Annotated in this window: 16 protein-coding genes and 1 pseudogene; 9 read left to right on the top strand and 8 right to left on the bottom strand. The window is 63.0% G+C overall.

Annotated features, from left to right (window positions below; genetic code table 11):
* From BGO16_RS03240 to BGO16_RS03225, 4 genes and pseudogenes are all read right to left on the bottom strand, one after another.
* Positions 1-71 (bottom strand): annotated as a pseudogene (locus BGO16_RS03240) (30S ribosomal protein S4); the annotation flags it as partial.
* 297 nt (positions 72-368) lie between these two features.
* Positions 369-1,166: a glutamate racemase gene (gene murI, locus BGO16_RS03235; RefSeq protein WP_292617167.1), complete on the bottom strand. Its 798-nt coding sequence runs from the start codon at positions 1,164-1,166 to the stop codon at positions 369-371.
* A 113-nt stretch (positions 1,167-1,279) separates the two neighbouring features.
* Positions 1,280-2,335, bottom strand: a complete 1,056-nt coding sequence (locus tag BGO16_RS03230) for an HD domain-containing phosphohydrolase (RefSeq protein WP_292617166.1) — start codon at positions 2,333-2,335, stop codon at positions 1,280-1,282.
* Between the two features lie 145 nt (positions 2,336-2,480).
* Positions 2,481-3,035, bottom strand: coding sequence for a PAS domain-containing protein (locus tag BGO16_RS03225; RefSeq protein WP_292617165.1), 555 nt, complete (start codon positions 3,033-3,035; stop codon positions 2,481-2,483).
* A 616-nt stretch (positions 3,036-3,651) separates the two neighbouring features.
* Between BGO16_RS03225 and BGO16_RS03220 the strand changes: the two genes are divergently transcribed.
* The 3 genes from BGO16_RS03220 (at position 3,652) to BGO16_RS03210 (ending at position 5,580) form a co-directional block, all read left to right on the top strand.
* The gene (locus BGO16_RS03220) at positions 3,652-4,035 is read left to right on the top strand and encodes a hypothetical protein (RefSeq protein ID WP_292617164.1); all 384 of its coding nucleotides are present in this window, start codon (positions 3,652-3,654) and stop codon (positions 4,033-4,035) included.
* Between the two features lie 114 nt (positions 4,036-4,149).
* Complete coding sequence (locus tag BGO16_RS03215) at positions 4,150-4,950, top strand: rhomboid family intramembrane serine protease (RefSeq protein ID WP_292617163.1); 801 nt, start codon at positions 4,150-4,152, stop codon at positions 4,948-4,950.
* A 201-nt stretch (positions 4,951-5,151) separates the two neighbouring features.
* On the top strand, positions 5,152-5,580 hold the full coding sequence (locus BGO16_RS03210) for a CBS domain-containing protein (protein ID WP_292617162.1): 429 nt from the start codon (positions 5,152-5,154) through the stop codon (positions 5,578-5,580).
* Between the two features lie 10 nt (positions 5,581-5,590).
* On the opposite strand, the gene BGO16_RS03205 is transcribed toward BGO16_RS03210, so the two are convergent.
* The gene (locus BGO16_RS03205) at positions 5,591-6,646 is read right to left on the bottom strand and encodes a patatin-like phospholipase family protein (RefSeq protein WP_292617161.1); all 1,056 of its coding nucleotides are present in this window, start codon (positions 6,644-6,646) and stop codon (positions 5,591-5,593) included.
* 183 nt (positions 6,647-6,829) lie between these two features.
* Here BGO16_RS03205 and BGO16_RS03200 point away from each other — a divergent pair, with 183 nt between their 5' ends.
* Complete coding sequence (locus tag BGO16_RS03200) at positions 6,830-7,870, top strand: hypothetical protein (protein ID WP_292617168.1); 1,041 nt, start codon at positions 6,830-6,832, stop codon at positions 7,868-7,870.
* A gap of 94 nt (positions 7,871-7,964) precedes the next feature.
* Here the strand turns inward: BGO16_RS03200 and yidD are convergent, their stop codons facing one another.
* The gene (gene yidD / locus BGO16_RS03195) at positions 7,965-8,330 is read right to left on the bottom strand and encodes a membrane protein insertion efficiency factor YidD (protein WP_292617160.1); all 366 of its coding nucleotides are present in this window, start codon (positions 8,328-8,330) and stop codon (positions 7,965-7,967) included.
* Positions 8,331-8,558: 228 nt separating this feature from the next.
* Here yidD and BGO16_RS03190 point away from each other — a divergent pair, with 228 nt between their 5' ends.
* A complete protein-coding gene (locus tag BGO16_RS03190) occupies positions 8,559-9,479 on the top strand; it encodes a hypothetical protein (RefSeq protein WP_292617159.1) in 921 nt (306 codons plus the stop codon).
* A 30-nt stretch (positions 9,480-9,509) separates the two neighbouring features.
* Here BGO16_RS03190 and BGO16_RS03185 read toward each other — a convergent pair whose 3' ends face one another.
* Positions 9,510-9,965 (bottom strand): iron-sulfur cluster assembly scaffold protein, encoded by a 456-nt coding sequence (locus BGO16_RS03185; protein WP_292617158.1) that lies wholly within the window; start codon positions 9,963-9,965, stop codon positions 9,510-9,512.
* Positions 9,966-10,213: 248 nt separating this feature from the next.
* Between BGO16_RS03185 and folE the strand changes: the two genes are divergently transcribed.
* The 4 genes from folE (at position 10,214) to BGO16_RS03165 (ending at position 14,617) form a co-directional block, all read left to right on the top strand.
* Entirely contained in the window at positions 10,214-10,918 is a 705-nt protein-coding gene (folE, locus tag BGO16_RS03180) for a GTP cyclohydrolase I FolE (protein WP_292617157.1), read from the top strand.
* A 103-nt stretch (positions 10,919-11,021) separates the two neighbouring features.
* Positions 11,022-11,462 (top strand): phosphoribosyl-AMP cyclohydrolase, encoded by a 441-nt coding sequence (gene hisI, locus BGO16_RS03175; RefSeq protein WP_292617156.1) that lies wholly within the window; start codon positions 11,022-11,024, stop codon positions 11,460-11,462.
* A gap of 160 nt (positions 11,463-11,622) precedes the next feature.
* Positions 11,623-12,639, top strand: coding sequence for a transglycosylase SLT domain-containing protein (locus BGO16_RS03170; protein ID WP_292617155.1), 1,017 nt, complete (start codon positions 11,623-11,625; stop codon positions 12,637-12,639).
* Between the two features lie 322 nt (positions 12,640-12,961).
* Entirely contained in the window at positions 12,962-14,617 is a 1,656-nt protein-coding gene (locus BGO16_RS03165; RefSeq protein ID WP_292617154.1) for a DUF2336 domain-containing protein, read from the top strand.
* Positions 14,618-14,720: 103 nt separating this feature from the next.
* On the opposite strand, the gene BGO16_RS03160 is transcribed toward BGO16_RS03165, so the two are convergent.
* Positions 14,721-15,809, bottom strand: a complete 1,089-nt coding sequence (locus BGO16_RS03160; RefSeq protein ID WP_292617153.1) for a helix-turn-helix transcriptional regulator — start codon at positions 15,807-15,809, stop codon at positions 14,721-14,723.
* Between the last annotated feature and the right edge of the window lie 492 nt (positions 15,810-16,301).

Raw genomic sequence — 16,301 nt, 5'->3', positions numbered from 1 at the left:
TTCGGGCGGCCCCAGATGTTCTGGCCCATACGGCGATCGATCTTGTACTTCGCCTCACTGCGCTTAGTCATCGCGTCCTCTTGTCAAGTTTACGGGTTGAGGAGACGCGCCCTCCTGTGCGGATGATCCGGGCATGATTTCAAAATCGGAAAACCGTTTTCGGGATCGTGCCAAATCCGCCGCCGACAGATCCGGCCCATAAGCTTGATGGACAGGACCACGGGTCGCGAAACGCAACGCGGGCCGAAAACCGGCCCGCGTGCAGGCGTTGTTTAGGGATAAACCGTCCCGCTGTCAAACCAGGGAACAGCTTTTTTCAGCGGCAATTGCTGTTTGCGCGATCGCAGATACCGCCGGCCGGGCCTGGTTCAGGCCGGAACGCGCCCCCCGAAGAACGGCGTTAGCGCATCGGTCAACGCGTAGGAACGGCCTGAGGTAAAGATCAATTCGGGCGGCAACTCGCGGCTGCCGTTGTCGATCGGCCCGAGCAGGCCGACAACGCGCCGGGCGATCGCGGGCGCGGGGTCGATCCAGGCCACTGGCCATGGCGCGAGCTTGAGCAGGCGGTCGAGCAGCAGCGGATAGTGGGTGCAGGCGAGCACGACGGCGTCGGTGCGCAGCCCGCCGCCGTCGGCGGCCGGAACGAAGCACGGCGCAATCTCGCTTAGGATATCGGCATCGCTGACGGTTTTGCCGCGCAGGGCGTCCTCCGCCAGCGTGGCAAGGTTTGCCGCGCCGACCAGCGTCACGGTGCAGTCCTGCGCATGATTGCGGATCAACGCCTGTGTGTATTCGCGCTGCACGGTCGCGCGTGTGCCGAGCACCGAAACGCGCTTGGTCTTGGATGCCGCGCAGGCCGGCTTGATCGCCGGAACCGTGCCGACGAACGGCGCGGAATAGGCGGCGCGCAACGGTCCCAGCACCGAGACCGACATCGTGTTGCAGGCGATCACCGCGATGTCGGGGGCGTGGGCGGCGATCAGTTCGCCGACCAGCGGCACCACGCGGGCGATGATCTCGTCTTCGCTGTGATGGCCGTAGGGAAAGAAGGCATCGTCGGCGACATACACGTAGCGCGCGCTGGGCAGGGCCTTGACGATCTCCCGCAGCACGGTGAGGCCGCCGAGGCCGGAATCCAGGACGAGAATGGTCGGGATGTGTGCCACGCGAAAGTTTCAGAAGGGTCGAGTCATGGAGTTTTGACCGATTGTGTTGATTTGTCCATTGCGGGGCGTCTTGGGGTGGTCCTTTCAGGCAGCGATCGCAGCGGGTGCGGATATCACTCCGACGGTTTGGTGCCGTTGAAGGCGACGCCTCGAAAAGCCTTGACCAGAGCGCCTTCCAGCTTGCCGTCCATGTCGCAGAGGATCTTGTAGGCATCGACCCGCGACATTGCCGGCCGATAGGGTCTTAACTCGATCAGGGCCGCGAAAATGTCCGAGATCGTCAAAAGCCGCACGAGGTCGCTGATCTCGGAGCCCGCGAGCCCGTCCGGATAGCCGGAGCCGTCGAGGTATTCGTGGTGGTGCCTGACGCCGTCGAGCGTTTCGCCGCTGATCTTGGGTATGTTTTTCAGCAGGTCGTATCCGATCACAGGGTGGCACCGCATGATCTCTTCCTCGGCCGGCGTCAGTTCTCCGCGCTTGTCGAGAACGGCGAGCGGAATTCGTGCCTTGCCGATATCGTGAAGCGTTGCCGCAAGTCCGAGCCGTTTCACGTCCGCTTCGCAAAAGCCGAGGTCGAGAGCAAAGCTCACCGCTATTCCCGTCACCAGCAGACAATGTTGAAACGTGCCTTCGTGGTGGCGGCGGACTTCATCGAGCCATCGGTTGAATCCGGTTCGCGCGATATTCGTGATGATTTGCGACGTGGCATATTCGGCATCCGCCGGGTTGACCGGATTGCTCTCGCGCGCCGTCGAGAACATCGACGCCAGGGCCACCGCGCTGTTCCTCGTCTCCGGCGAGACGCTATCGGCATTGTTCTGGTCCGCTTTCTCGTCATTTGCGAACTGGATCAGTTTCGTAACGATTTCGCGCGGGCGGGATACCACGGCCGTGGCGCCGAGCGCGTAGGCTTGTGCGATCATGAGCTGAAGATGGCTGGGAACGACAAACATCTTTTCAGGATTCGTCCGCTTGACCCGCAGGACCCGTTTGATCCGTTCGACGCAGTCCCTCTTGCGCAGGTCGGCGTCCACCATCAGCATGCCGTTGGCGCCGGTTTGCGCGTCGTCGCTTTGCAGCACCTGCGGCATGACGTGGAATTGCGGCTCCAGCATTGCGCGCACTGCCGGTATCTTTCCAGGTTCGTCAGTGACAAAGTTCACGAGCATGACGATGTTCTGGCTCTGACGACGTGGACAGCGCCGCGCCTCGCGCGATGCGAGCGGCGGTAACATAATCCCTTTTTAGCCGAAAAATTCCTAACGCAAACATAAGAGCGCCCGCGGCCCGCGGGGCACAGCCGGACCGGGACGGTCAGCGCAGTCCTTCGTAGACCATGAAGCCGCGCGCGATCGCGAGCTTCTTCAGCGCGCGGGGGACGAAGCGCTGCGGGGGATGGTTCATGTAGCGCCACGAGGTCAGGGTGAAGTCGCCGAGCGGCTGCCCGTTGTGCCGCATCGGCGCCAGAAGCCCCGTCATGCTGATCGGCGCGTGGGTGCGGTTGCTGAAGGGCAGCAGCAGCAGCTCGAGGTGCGCGAGCGATCCGTCCCGTGCGGTCGCGGTGACGCCGGCGACGGCGGCGAGAAGTTCGTCGGATACGACGCCGAGCATATCGGTCATCTCGGCGCGGCTTGCAGCGCCAAACAGGTCGGCAAAGTCATGCCCCTTGAGGTCGCGGTCGAGCAGGGCGCAGAGCCGGGTTCCCGCGACGCGGAACGGATAGCCCTTCGCTTCGCAGGAGAGCACGAAAATGTCCCCGAGCAGCTCGCGGACCGCGGCCGGCTCGATCTCGCGCCGGTCAGGAGCGCGCTCGCCGTCGCGCTTTTCGTCCCAGTAGGCGTAGAACGCCCGGTTCGATGGATGCTTCATGTAACCGTCCTGACGCGGTGTGAAGCGGACATATCTGTCCAGTTCCGGGGCACCGCTGCTTCGTTTCTGTTGTGCAGGAGGGCTCTTGCAGCGTCCATGCCGCAGGGGGCTTCGACGTCGCCGCCGCGCGTCTTTATGGCGTTAACGTTAAATTAACTATCGGGGTGGGGAGACATCGAAAGCGGGTATGATCCGGCGGCTGGCTCTCCCGCCGTTCTTCTCCAGGTTGCGGCGGCGACGTGTCGAACAGTTCCGGTCTCCGCAAAGCGCGCGGTATTCTGGATCCGGTCTTGTCGAAATTCGTCCCGGCGGAAACCCGCCCGCGACGGTCGAAACGAAAGGAGGGTTTCTCAGGCCCTCCTTTTTCTTTTGGTCCATGTCTTTTGGTCCATGTCTTTTGGCTCATCTCTTTTGGCCCATGGTTTTTGGCTTATATCGCGGCTGTCCGCAGGCATCATCCTCACACCATCGCCAAGATCGACAGCCGGGGCGGGATTGGGGTATTGGTTGGCGTCGATCCGGCACAAGGGGCCGGCTGAAATGGTAATGGCATGAGACGGATAGAGCACAATTCGGCGATTATCCCGTACTCGATGATGACAGAGGCAAACGCTGGATGAGACAGGCGGGGGAAGTCTTGCGCTTTTGGGTGTCCGTGCTCGGTCTTGTGATCGGTCTTCAATCGGCCTGTCTCGCGGCCGGTTCCGAGGGGTCGGGGAGTCCAAGTCCGGCCGCCGCTGAGGCAGAGCGATCGGCTGCTCCGATTATCGATGCCGCACCGGCCACCGAGTCCGGCGACCAGCCCGCCGCTCAGGCGAGCGAGACCGCCACGGAGAAGGAACAGGTTCCTGCGGAGAGGGAAAGAGACCGGGATCACAGCGCCCGCAGTCTGCAGGAGATGTTGGTCCTGTTCCTGAAAGGCGCGGCGGCTCTGACCGTCTTGGTGCTCTTCTACAAAGGGCTCAAACGCGTTTTCGGCCCCAAGCAACAGAGCGAGTGATGGTGCAGCACCGACTGGCGATATCTTTCATTAGCCCGATTATATCTCTTGCTTGCTGCGCCCGAGCCGCCTATTGCGGCCCATCGCCCGCTTGAGCCGCCAGGTCGTCGCCCCTTGGACTCTCAGCCAGATATTCCCCCCGCTGTCCCGCAGGAACCCCGGCACGAGCCGATCCTGACACTGCCCGGGGGATTGACGGCCTATATCGCCCTGCTTGCGATCGTTTATATCTTATCCTCCGCGGTTTCGCCCGAACTGGAATATTGGATCGTCGAGGCGTTCGGCTTCATCCCCAAGCGATATGATTCCAGTCCCCTGGCGACGGCGTTTCCCGGAGGAAGCGGCGCCAAGGTCTGGACATTCGTCACCTATTCGCTGCTGCACGCCAATCTCAGCCACATCGGCTTCAACGTGCTGTGGCTGTTGCCGTTCGGCAGCGCGGTGGCGCGCCGTTTCGGTGCGTTCCGGTTCTTTCTCTTCATGGCGGTGACCGCCGTCGCCGGCGCTGTCGCGCATCTTGTGACACATGAGCACAGCATTGCGCCGATGATCGGCGCGTCAGCGTCCGTGTCGGGCGCGATGGCGGCGGCGATCCGTTTTGCCTTTGTGCGCGGCAGCTTCCTGTCGTTCCGTAACGATGACGCCGACGCCGCGGCGCAGGTGCCGGCGCTGTCGCTGGTGCGCGCGCTGCAAAATCCGCGCGTGCTGGCGTTTCTCGCGATCTGGTTCGGCGTCAACATCATCTTCGGGACAGGATCGGTCGCAATCGGCGCCGAGCCGGGATCCGTCGCCTGGCAGGCTCATATCGGAGGCTTTCTGGCAGGCCTCGTGCTGTTTTCGCTGTTCGATCCTGTGCCCCGTCCGCCGCGCGATGCGGCGAGTGCGCCGTCCGGCGGAGCGGATCGGATCCCGTAAAGCGCGCTTGCGACTAACAGCGTGCTTGCGGCGCCGATCGATTTCATCCATCATCGCTGTCTGTTCAGGCGAAGTGAAATTCGTTTCGCGTGAAGAAAACGTTTCGCCGTTTCGCGCGCGAAAAATCGAACATTTCGACTGTCGCCTGAGACCGACGATTGCGCATTAATACTGCGCGATCTCCCTCCGCAGGAGGCGACAATGACAGTACGTGCCATTCTCAGCGCCAAGGGCCACCAGGTTGTGAGCGTCGAGCCCGACGCCAGGCTGTCGGCAGCGGTGAAGATTCTGTCGGACCAGCAGATCGGTTCCGTCCTCGTCATGAGGGGAGGGCGCATCGACGGCATCCTGTCCGAGCGTGACGTGGTTCATGCGCTCAACGCGCGCGGGGCCGATGCGCTCGACGAGCCGGTCAGCGCCGCCATGACCCGCAAGGTCGTCAGTTGCCGTTTGTCCGATACGGTCGCTCACCTCATGGAAGTTATGACGGCGGAAAAGTTCCGGCATCTGCCGGTGGTGGAGGATGACAGGTTGGTCGGCCTGGTGTCGATCGGAGACGTCGTCAAGCTGCGCGTTCAGGAATACGAGGTCGAGCAGGAGGCGCTGCGCGACTACATCAAGACCGCCTGAGCACGCGCACTCAGATGTCGGCGCCGGCATCCGCCTCGGGAGTCGGAGACGGCGGAGCGAGAGTCTCGATCGCTTCGACGATCGCTTCGATGGCGCGATCCGCGGCGCGAGTGCCGTGCGCGATCAGTTCATTGGCGCGATGGAAATCGAACCAGCCGATCTGGCCGACCCGCGGCTGGATCAGCAGATCCGGTGGATCGCCGGCGAGCCGGGCGCGGGTGATGCGATCCTGCATGATATTGAAGGCGTCGGTCATGACCGTGATGACCCCGGGGCGGCCGGCGGCATTGAAGAGTTCGCGCTTGACCGTCCGCTCGGCGGAAAAGAACTTGCCGAAGCCACGCTTCGGTGGTGGAGGTTCGACGATACTCTCCCGCGGTTCGCTCTGCGCGCCGTGGGAGAAGATCGTGATGCTGTGACCGAAGACGTCGTTGGAAAGGTTGGCCGCGATCACGATCTCCGCGCCCAGCGCACGGGCGGTGGAGACGGGCACCGGGTTGACTAGCGCGCCATCGACCAGCCATCGATCGCCCACCAGCATCGGCGCAAAGATTCCGGGCAATGCATACGACGCGCGCATCGCATCGACCAGCCGGCCGTGCGTCAGCCAGATTTCATGGCCGGTGCGGACTTCAGTGGCGACGCTTGCAAACTTGAGAGGCAGTTCCTCGATCCGAGTCTGGCCAAGCGACGCTTCGAGCCGGGCCGTCAGCTTGGCGCCGCCGATCAGTCCGGAGCCGTTCAGCCGGATATCGAGATAGCTGAAGATATTCCGGGGTTGCAGGCTGCGCGCCCATTCCTCCAGCGTGTCGAGGCGGCCGGCGGCATAAGCGCCTCCGACCACGGCACCGATCGAAGTGCCGACCACGACGTCGGGCTCGATCCCGTGCGCGACCAGGGACCGGAGAATACCGATATGGGCGAAGCCGCGCGCAGCGCCGCCGCCCAGCGCCAGCCCGATCACCGGCCGTTTAACGCTGTCCAGTCCTGGCTTCTGGCCATTCGACCCGTTCCGGTCGTGGCTTTTCGAACCATCCAGCACGACGGGATTCTCTGACCGCGACATCGGCTTTCCGTTCCTCCTGCGGAGACGGCGAACACATCAAAACATGGCCTGTGCCGAAGAAATTATCATCAGACGACGACGTTTCAACCGGACGGGTCGGGTTTTACGCATTCCACAGCGGGATGCAGTTATGAATGAATGGTGAGGCTTGAATTTGCCGTGTTTTCCGGAAAAAACGGCGCCATGATCTTCGGGGGCAATTATCGATTCATATCGGGCGGGCGCGTGTGGCCTTTGCTCGTCGCGCTCTTGGTGGCATGTCCACACGCAGCCTCCGCGCAACTGTTCGGCGAACAGCCGCCTCCGATACCACCGGCTCCTGTGCCCGAAGCGCCGTCCGGGCCTGCGATCAGCTTGGCGCCATCTTCCGGCCCGGCTTCCATGCCGAGCCTGCCGGCGCCGTTGACCCAGGCACCGGCCGCCGCCGTGCCGCTGACGGCTCCGCTGCCCAGCCTCGTCACTCCGGCGCAAGGTGTTCTGTCGCTGACGGCGCGCTACGGCAAGGATCTGCCTGTGATCAACAGCGGACTGATCTGGCGGGTCTATTCCGATCGGCCCGATGAGACCGGCGCATTCAAGCTGATGCGAGAGGACCACGGCGCCACTCCCAACATCGTGCTGCCTCCCGGCGGCTACGTGGTGTACGTCTCGATGGGATTGGTCAGCGCGGTGCGTCCGGTGACGCTGAAACCGGACACCGACCGCGAGTCGTTCGTGTTGCCGGCGGGTGGGTTGCGGATCGAGGGCCGCGTCGGCACGTCGATGATTCCGCCGAACCAGATTTCCTTCAGCATCTACAAGGGCAGCCAGTTCGAAGGCACCGAGCGCGCGCCGCTGGTTCCCAGCGCCACCGCGGGCGATGTGCTGATCTTGCCGGAGGGCACTTATTACATCGTCTCCAACTACGGTGACGCCAATTCGGTGGTGCGATCGGACATCCGCGTGCAGGCGTCGAAGCTGACCGACGTGACGATCTCGCACCGGGCTGCCGTCATCACCCTGAAACTCGTCAGCGACAAGGGCGGCGAGGCGCTCGCCAATACCGCGTGGTCGGTGCTGACGCCCGGCGGCGACGTCATCAAGGAATCGATCGGGGCATTTCCCCGCGTGATCCTGGCCGAGGGCGAGTATCGCGTGATCGCCAAGAACGAAGGCAAGGTGTTCGAGCGCGGCTTCGATGTCGTCAACGGCGTCGACGGCGAGGTCGAGGTTGTCGCGCACTAGAGGCCTTCCGCTTCCGGTGGAATCAGAAGCAAGGCTCTATGATTTTGACGCGTTTTCTTCACGCGAACCGGTTCCCACTTCGCTCGAAAACGCTCTAGCCGCCGCCGTCGATATTTTCCGGACCGTTCACGCCGCGCCAGCGGGCGTAGCGCCAGGGCAGATACCAGACGGCGCCGGGTGGTTTCTCTGCTGGAACGTTATCGATTCCGGACGTTCCCCACGGATGACAGCGCAACAGCCGCGCCAGTGTCATCCAGCCGCCGGCCCATAATCCGAACCGCTCGATCGCTTCGTCTCCGTAGGCCGAGCACGTCGGTAGGTGCCGGCAGTTGAAACCCACGAGCGGCGACAGCGTGTGGCGATAAATCCAGATCAACGTCCGTCCGGTGTTACGCGGCAGCCGCAAGGCGGCTCTCGCGCAATCCGGACAGGACTTGGAACTTTGCAATGTCGGCTTCATGACTCTCACAGGGTTCCCCCAAAGGAACCGTGAACTTGGTAATTTCGCCACTGTGCCAAGATATTGCATACTCCTGCCGGTACGCGTCGCAAAGGTTGTATGGACGTTGACGGATCCTGCGGCTAGTTTTTCAAAATATCCCGACGTCGGAATCATGGTGGTGTTGAATGCCGGCGCATCGGCCGGTGCACTGGATCGGGCAAGATCGGGGTACGGGGAAGAACCGAATTGAGGCGCGCGGAATCATCTGTGGTCTACGGACGGGCGCTCCTGTGCGTCGCATTTTTATGTTCAGCCTTGCCCGGTCTGGCCGCGCCGCTCGATCATCCGGCCTCGGCCAGCGGGACCGCCGAGGTTCGAAAGCAGCCGATGCGGTTCACCTGGATTGATTGCGCACCGCATTGTCAGGACTGGATCAGCGCGGTCGGAATCGTCACCGCCGAAACGCCGAAAGCCTTTGACGATTTCACCGCCGGGCGCGACGTTTCGGGCATGACGATCGTGCTGGACTCCGGCGGCGGCTCGGTCAACGACGCCATTGCATTGGGGCGGCGCTGGCGTGAACTCGGCTTGCGCACGACGGTCGGGACCAGCGTGGTCGCCAAGACCGTCGCCGGCGATCATGCCGCGGTGCTGCCGGATGCCCATTGCGAGTCCATGTGCGCGTTCATGTTGTTGTCCGGCAAAACCCGCTATGTACCTGATGGCGCGCATGTTCGTGTCCATCAGATCTGGATGGGCGACCGCGCCGACGATGCCAGGGCCGCCAGCTACTCCGCCGACGACCTGATGATCGTGGAGCGCGATATCGGACGGCTCGCCAAGTATACTTTCGACATGGGAGGTGGCGGCGACCTGCTTTATCTCGCGCTCAGCATTCCTCCGTGGGAGAAACTCCACGAGCTGTCGGCGGCGGAATTGCGTGCGACGAATCTGGTGACGACGGACAACGTCGCGGATGTGTTGCCAGGCGGGAATGCCACCGAGGCTCCTGTTGCCGGTCTCGTCACGAAACCGGTGCAGGATCGCTTCCCGGCAGGCGCAAATGCGGCTGCTGCGGAGACGAGCGTCAGCCAACAGACCAAGACCGTCGAAGCGGTTCCGACCGGCGGTGTCGCGGTGGCGGCTCCGCCGGCTCAGAATCCGTAAGAGTGTTCGGGCGGAACGGCTTGAACTCTGTCAGCTTTGCGCGGGTGTGAGTGCGGCCGATTTGGCCTCGATCTGACCGATGGCGTCGACCACGGCGTCGAACGTCAGCATGGTGGATGCGTGGCGGGCCTTATAGTCGCGCACCGGTTCGAGCAGCGCGATGTCGGCCCATTTGCCTTGCGGCGGCGCGCCGTTTTCCTTCAGCATCCTGCTCACGGTCTCGCGCAGTTCGCGCAACTCCGTGGCGGTCGATCCGACCACATGACGGGCCATGATCGAAGAGGAAGCCTGGCCCAGCGCACAGGCCTTCACGTCGTGAGCGAAGTCGGTGACGACGGGGCCATCCATCGTGAGGTCGATCCTGACGGTGGATCCGCACAGCTTCGAATGGGCTGTGGCGCTGGCGTCCGGCGCGGGAAGGCGGCCCAGGCGGGGAATATTGCCGGCCAGTTCGATGATGCTCTTGTTGTAAACGTCGTTCAGCATCAGATTCCAAAACTTTGAATTCGCTGAAGAGGCGGGCCTCGCTCTTGGCGGCGGGAACCTCGAGGCCTATATATGTATCTATTGCCGGGAAACGCAATCCGGCGATTTTCCGCCGCACCCGGATTGAAGTTGAATTCGGGCGTCGCAATGTTCAATACCAAGGGACTCAGGCGTCCGGTAGCCACAACGCTGCCCCGTCTGCCCGGTGACACTCCGGTCTCAAGCGAGGCCGGTCGAACGGAGTAAAGATGGACGCTTTGATCAAGCCGCTGCGCGGCGTCAAACCTGTTGAAGCCAAATCCAACAACGCCAAACCTGCCGGGTTCGCTCCCGCTGAACTGGATCCGTCGGAGTTTATGGCGGCGGCCGCTCAGCCGGACAGGCCGCGTCCGTCGAGGCACGAGGCGGAGCATGCGGTCAGGACTCTCTTGTCCTATATCGGCGAGAATCCCAACCGGGAAGGGTTGCTCGATACGCCGCGCCGCGTGATCGAGGCCTATGATGAAATCTATCAGGGATATCATCAGTGCCCCGCCGAGGTGCTGAACCGGACCTTTGGCGAGACCGCGGGCTATGACGATTTCGTGCTGGTCCGTGACATCCAGTTTACCTCGCAGTGCGAGCACCACATGATGCCGTTCTATGGCAAGGCGCATATCGCCTACACGCCGGTCGAGCGTGTGGTCGGGCTGTCCAAGCTCGCGCGCCTGACCGACATCTTCGCCCGGCGTCTTCAGACCCAGGAGCACATGACCGCGCAGATCGCCGCCGCCGTCGACGAGGTGCTCAAACCCCGCGGCGTCGCCGTGATGATCGAAGCGGAGCACACCTGCATGTCGGTGCGTGGCGTCGCCAAGCACGGTGCGATGACCTTCACCAGCCGCTTCACCGGCGTGTTCCGCGATAATCCGGCGGAGCAGGCGCGCTTCCTGTCGATGGTGCGAAGCGGCTGACGCGGGAGATTTCCCCGCTTCTGACGACATCAGAAGCGGGCGCCGCGTTGCGAAAAGCCACATCGTGCCGCCAACTCTCGAGGGTTTTTCTGAGGGATTCCCTGTGTCTTCACCCGTATCTTCATCTCAGGCCGGAATCGAGGAGGACCTCACTTTCCGGCCCCGCTTCGATGCATCGGGCCTCGTCACATGCGTGGCGACCGATGCCGCGACCGGCGACGTGCTGATGGTCGCGCACATGAACGAGGAGGCGCTGCGGCGGACCATTGAGACCGGCGATGCCTGGTATTACAGCCGGTCCCGCAAGGCGTTATGGCGAAAGGGCGAGAGTTCGGGTCAGGTTCAGCGGGTGGTCGAGATGCGGACGGACTGCGATCAGGACGCGGTCTGGATCAAGGTCGCGCAGCAAGGCGCCGCCTGCCATACCGGACGGCGCTCGTGTTTTTACCGGGCGGTGACAAAGGGCGAGGGCGGCGAAGCGCGCGTGAGGTTTGTCGATGCCGACAGGCTGTTCGATCCCGCCGAGGTCTACAAGAAGTCCTGACGGCCGCGCTGCGCTGCTGCGTCCATTAAGTTGTTGTTAACCATAATCTTCCACCTTGCACCGCATCGCTGTCCGCTGCCGGTGGGAGCCGGCGTCGACGGCGGGTGCCGAGATCGCGTTGAAATGCAAGCGGTCGTTTCGCGGGGAGCGAGAGACCACCATGACCTTCGATACCGCCAACGCCGCTGCCGATCCGTCGCGCGCCGGACTGACAGGCCTTTTCGGCGGGATCGCAACTGCCATCCGGAAGGCGGCCGACGTCACCGGTGCGAGCTTCGAATACCTGCTCGCGACCGCCAAGATGGAGTCCAATTTCAATCCCCAAGCCGCCGCGCCAACCTCGTCCGCCAAGGGTCTCTTCCAGTTCATCGAGCAGACCTGGCTCGGCACGGTGAAGGAGGCGGGTCCTGCGCTGGGCTACAACGGCTACGCCGACGCCATCACCAAATCCCCGTCGGGCAGCTATTCCGTCAGCGATCCGGCCACGCGCGCCGCGATCCTCAAGCTGCGGGACGATCCGGCCATCGCCTCCGCCATGGCCGGCGTGCTGACGCAGTCCAACAGCTTCAAGCTGACCGGCCTGATCGGCCGCCGTCCGACCGACAGCGAACTTTATATGGCGCATTTCATGGGCGTCGGCGGAGCCGCGAAGCTGATCGCCAATGCGCAGGACAATCCGCAAGCATCCGGCGCGCGGCTGTTTCCGAATGCCGCCGCCGCCAACCGTCCGATCTTCTATGAGCCCGACGGCCGCGCCCGCAGTGTATCGGACGTCTATGCCGATCTGGACCGGCGCTATGCGGTTGCCGCCAACTCGCCCGCAAGCCGCGCAGCAATGGCCTCGCTCGGCGTTACTGCACCGGTGGCGGTCGCGTCTGCGGCGCAATTCTCGACCTCGTCCGGCAACGCGGTTTACCTGTCGCGCCTGCCCGACACGCGCGGCGTCGCGCCGGTTGCGGCATTGTCCGCAACGACTGCATCAACCGCGTCAGGCCAGCCGGTGTTCCGTTCGCTGTTTCAGGTCGGCGAGCGTACGCAGCCGGTGTCTCCGGCGGTTCAGGAATTGTGGGGCGCGTCGTCCGTCGCAGCGCCTTCGGACGCGCAGACATCGTCTGGGCCCGGTCCGCGTCAGCCGTTCGATCTGTTCAGCGACCCTAGCGGCGCTTACAGCGGCTAGAGCTTCGCTTCTCATTAAAGCGAAGCTCTAGATTATTGTTTTAATGTTTTTTCTTCACGCGAACCGGTATCCGCTTCGCTCGGAACGCTTACAGGCTTTCCGCTCTGGCGGAAACGCGCTCATTCATCGGTCATTGCGAGTTTGTGGCCGTCTGTTCGTAAAGCGCGACATCCGTTTGCGCCTTCTGACGCCTTCCGCGTTAACGAAACGTCAACGAGGCCAACCCGTTATGGTGAACCCTTTGTTAAGCGTCATGGTTTATTTTCTATGACAGTGGCATCGGATCACGATGTCGTCTCAAGTTAAGTAAGCCGGAAAGACCATGATCGTTCGGCGATTCATCAGTTGGGTGCGCACCGCTCCCGCAGGCGAGCGGGCGGAAGCGACACGAGCGCTGGCTCGCGCGTGGCTCATCTCCGATCTCTCCGACGACGATCGCGCGGCCGCCGAGGGCGCGCTCCTGATGCAGCTCGACGACTCCTCGCCGCTGGTTCGCCGGGCGATGGCGGAGGTCTTCGCGCGCAGCACGACCGCGCCGGCGGCCATCGTCCAGGCGCTGTCGGTCGATCAGCCTTCGGTTTCCATCCCGGTTCTCGAACATTCGCCGCTCCTGATCGATGCGGATCTGGTCGACATCGTCGCCACCGGCAACAACGAGGTGCAATGCGCCGTCGCGCGCCGTGTCCGCATTCCGGTGTCGGTCTGCGCAGCCATCGCGGAGGTGGGCTCGGCGGCGGCGGCCCTTGAGCTGATCGAAAATCCGGGCGCCAACATCGCGCCGATGTCATGGGACCGCATCGTCGAGCGGCACGGCCATCTCGCCGCGATCCGGGAATCGATGCTGGCGCTCGACGATCTGCCAGCGGCCACACGGTTCGCGCTGATCGGAAAGCTGTCGGATACGCTGGCGCAGTTCGTTGTCGCGAAGAACTGGCTCAGCGCCGATCGTGCCGGTCGCGCGGTTGGCGATGCGCGCGACCGCTCCGTCGTCAACCTCGCAGCTCAAGCGCGAGACGACGATATGCGCGATCTGGTTGCGCATCTTCGCGCCACCGGGCAACTCAACGCCGGGTTGATCCTGCGCGCGTTGCTGTCGGGCAATCACGAGCTGTTCGATCATGCGCTGGCGGAATTGTCGGGCCTGGCTTTGAACCGCGTCGTTGCACTGGTTCACGATCGCGGCGCCGCGAGCCTTCCCGCGCTGCTGACGCGGGCAGGGCTGCCGGAATCCACGTTCCCCGCGTTTCGCGCCGCGCTCGAAGCGCGCGACGAGATCGGCTTCGTCGGAACAGTCGACGGCGCGACGCGATTGCGCCGCCGCATGGTCGAACGCGTCCTGACGGTGTGCGAAACCGCGCCGACCGAGATTTCGGAACCTCTGCTGATCCTGCTGCGGCGTTTCGCAACGGAATCGGCGCGCGAGGAGGCGCGCGTGTTCTGCGACGAGCTGGTTGCGGAACGAGCCGCGGAACCGACGTTTGAGGAGGCGCCGGTTTGCGAGCCGGAATTATCCGAACCCGAATGGTATGAGCCGGATTTCCGCGAAGAGTATTGCGAACCGATGTCTGACCGGCCGCGCTTCTTCGATCGCTTCAGGTTCAAAGCTCAACTCGACAATCCTGAGATCGATGAAGTCGTACTTGACGAGGCGGAGTCTCACGAGGCGGTGCCTTACGAAATGGAATCGCGCGAAATGGAATCCTGCGAAGTGGAGCCCTGCGAGGCTGAAGCTTACGACGCGGAACCTTACGACGCCGAGCTTTACGAAGCGGAGCCTTACGAGGAGCCTTACGAAGCGGAGACTTACGAAGCGGAGACTTACGCGGTTGCGTCTTGTGAACCTGCGCGCCTCGAACCGCGGTTTGACGGGCCGACGCCTTGCGAGTCCGCGCCCTGTAAGCCGAGGTTTGGCGAGCCCTCGGTTTCATCGCGAGCGTATCGCGAACCGCTGCTCAGCGATCTGCTGGCGGCTGCCTAGAGCCTTTCCGATTCTGATGGAATCAGAAGTGGGGCTCTATTGGATTTGGCGCGTTTTCCAGTCGCCATTCTGTAGCAGGCGGCTGGCGCTGAAATCCGTAAAATCAATCCGGCGTCGGCGGTACCAGCGGCTGTACCGTCTTCAGCATCGCCACGAGCTGGCTTTGCTGGCGGGTGCCGGTCTTGCGGAAGATGCGTTCAAGGTATGTGCGCGCCGATTTCACGGTGACGCCTCGCCGCGCGGCGGAATCCACCAGCGTCAGCCCGCTGGCGAGGTCGGTTGCCAGCCGCGCCTCCGTCGGCGTCAGGTCGAACAAGGCATTGAGAAGGGTCGCGGATGGCACCAGTGCGCTTGGTGTGATCGGCGTGGCCAGGACCAGCGTATCTGCGCCGCCGAAGATATCGTGCGCGGCGCGGCGCAGCGGCAAAAGGTGAACGACGAAGGCGCTGTTGTCGCCGATCCCCGGCACCGGGATTGAGCCGGCTGTCGTCTCATGCCGCATCTGCGTTATCGCGCTTTGAAACAACCTGTTGGCATCGCGGTCGGCAATCGCCAGCCCACCATGGGCGACCGGCAGCAGCGCCGCGTCCATTCGTTGGAGATGCGAGTTCGCCGCCATCATCCGCCCTGACGCGGAGAGCACGGCGGCGGGCAGTCCCATCAGTTCGAGCGCGGACGTGGTGGCCTCGGCCCGCTCGACGCGCAGCCGCCCCGAGACCAGGCTGGCGCGGGCGAGATGTGGCCGCAGTACATTGAGCCGCTCGATCTCGTCCGGCATGAAGGCGCCGTCCTTCAGCCATTTCTGAAAGACGAAGGTGGCAAGCTCGCCCGTCGGCATGGCGACGGCCGAACACGCCATCGCGCCGATGCCGACCTCCCGCAGCATGACGCGGGCGGGATCGTGCTCGAGTTCCTCCGCGCTCAGGAAATCGTCCACGGTCACGAAGCTCGCGGGCTGCATGGCGCACATCTTCTGCGTGCCCTCGGAGAATTTCCACATATCGCCGTTGATGAACTTGTCGAACAGCGGCCGCAAATTATCCAGCGTCATGCCGCGCGGCGGGGCCGTTTCGCTGAAGAAAAACACCTGCGCGCTGGCGGAGGCTGACAGCTTGCTGGCTTTCTGCAGCACGTGTGTCCAGCGCTCCGGCACGAACGCCGCCTCGTAGATCAGTTCAATGAGATCACTCATAATTCCGGTGGCGATACGATCAGTAGAGATAAGGGTTGCGCTGCGTTTTCAGCGGCGCGTTGAAATGGGCCGCCGTCGGACGATGGTGCCGCCCTCACAGTTTGCAACGCCTGGAGACGGCGTCGCGTCAACCTCCAGGTTGACGCCGTATGATTATTTTCGACGGGCAGCGGGGCTACGACAGCCGCCGCTGGACCGGTCTTTGTATCGCGGACGATTCGGTCCGCGCTGACTCCAGAAAAATGCCGGGAATCAACCGCTTATATAGCCGGAGCATGATCCCGAAAAGTGGAATCAGCCTTTCATGCCCGGCTTTATGACGGGTATCCACGTCTGCGTGAAGAAAACGCGTCACATCAAAATCTTATGGCCAGCTCCTGATTCCGATTGGAAACGAAAAGGCTCTAGGGTCCGTACTCAATAAGGATTCCCACGAGCGGGGCTATGTGATTCAAGCTTTCCATGATCTGGGGGCTTGGATGGCGAAGCAGG

The organism is Nitrobacter sp. 62-23, assembly GCF_001897285.1.
Lineage (GTDB): Bacteria > Pseudomonadota > Alphaproteobacteria > Rhizobiales > Xanthobacteraceae > Nitrobacter.
The sequence above is the reverse complement of the archived record's forward strand: the minus strand, read 5'-3'. Positions and strand labels throughout refer to the sequence as shown.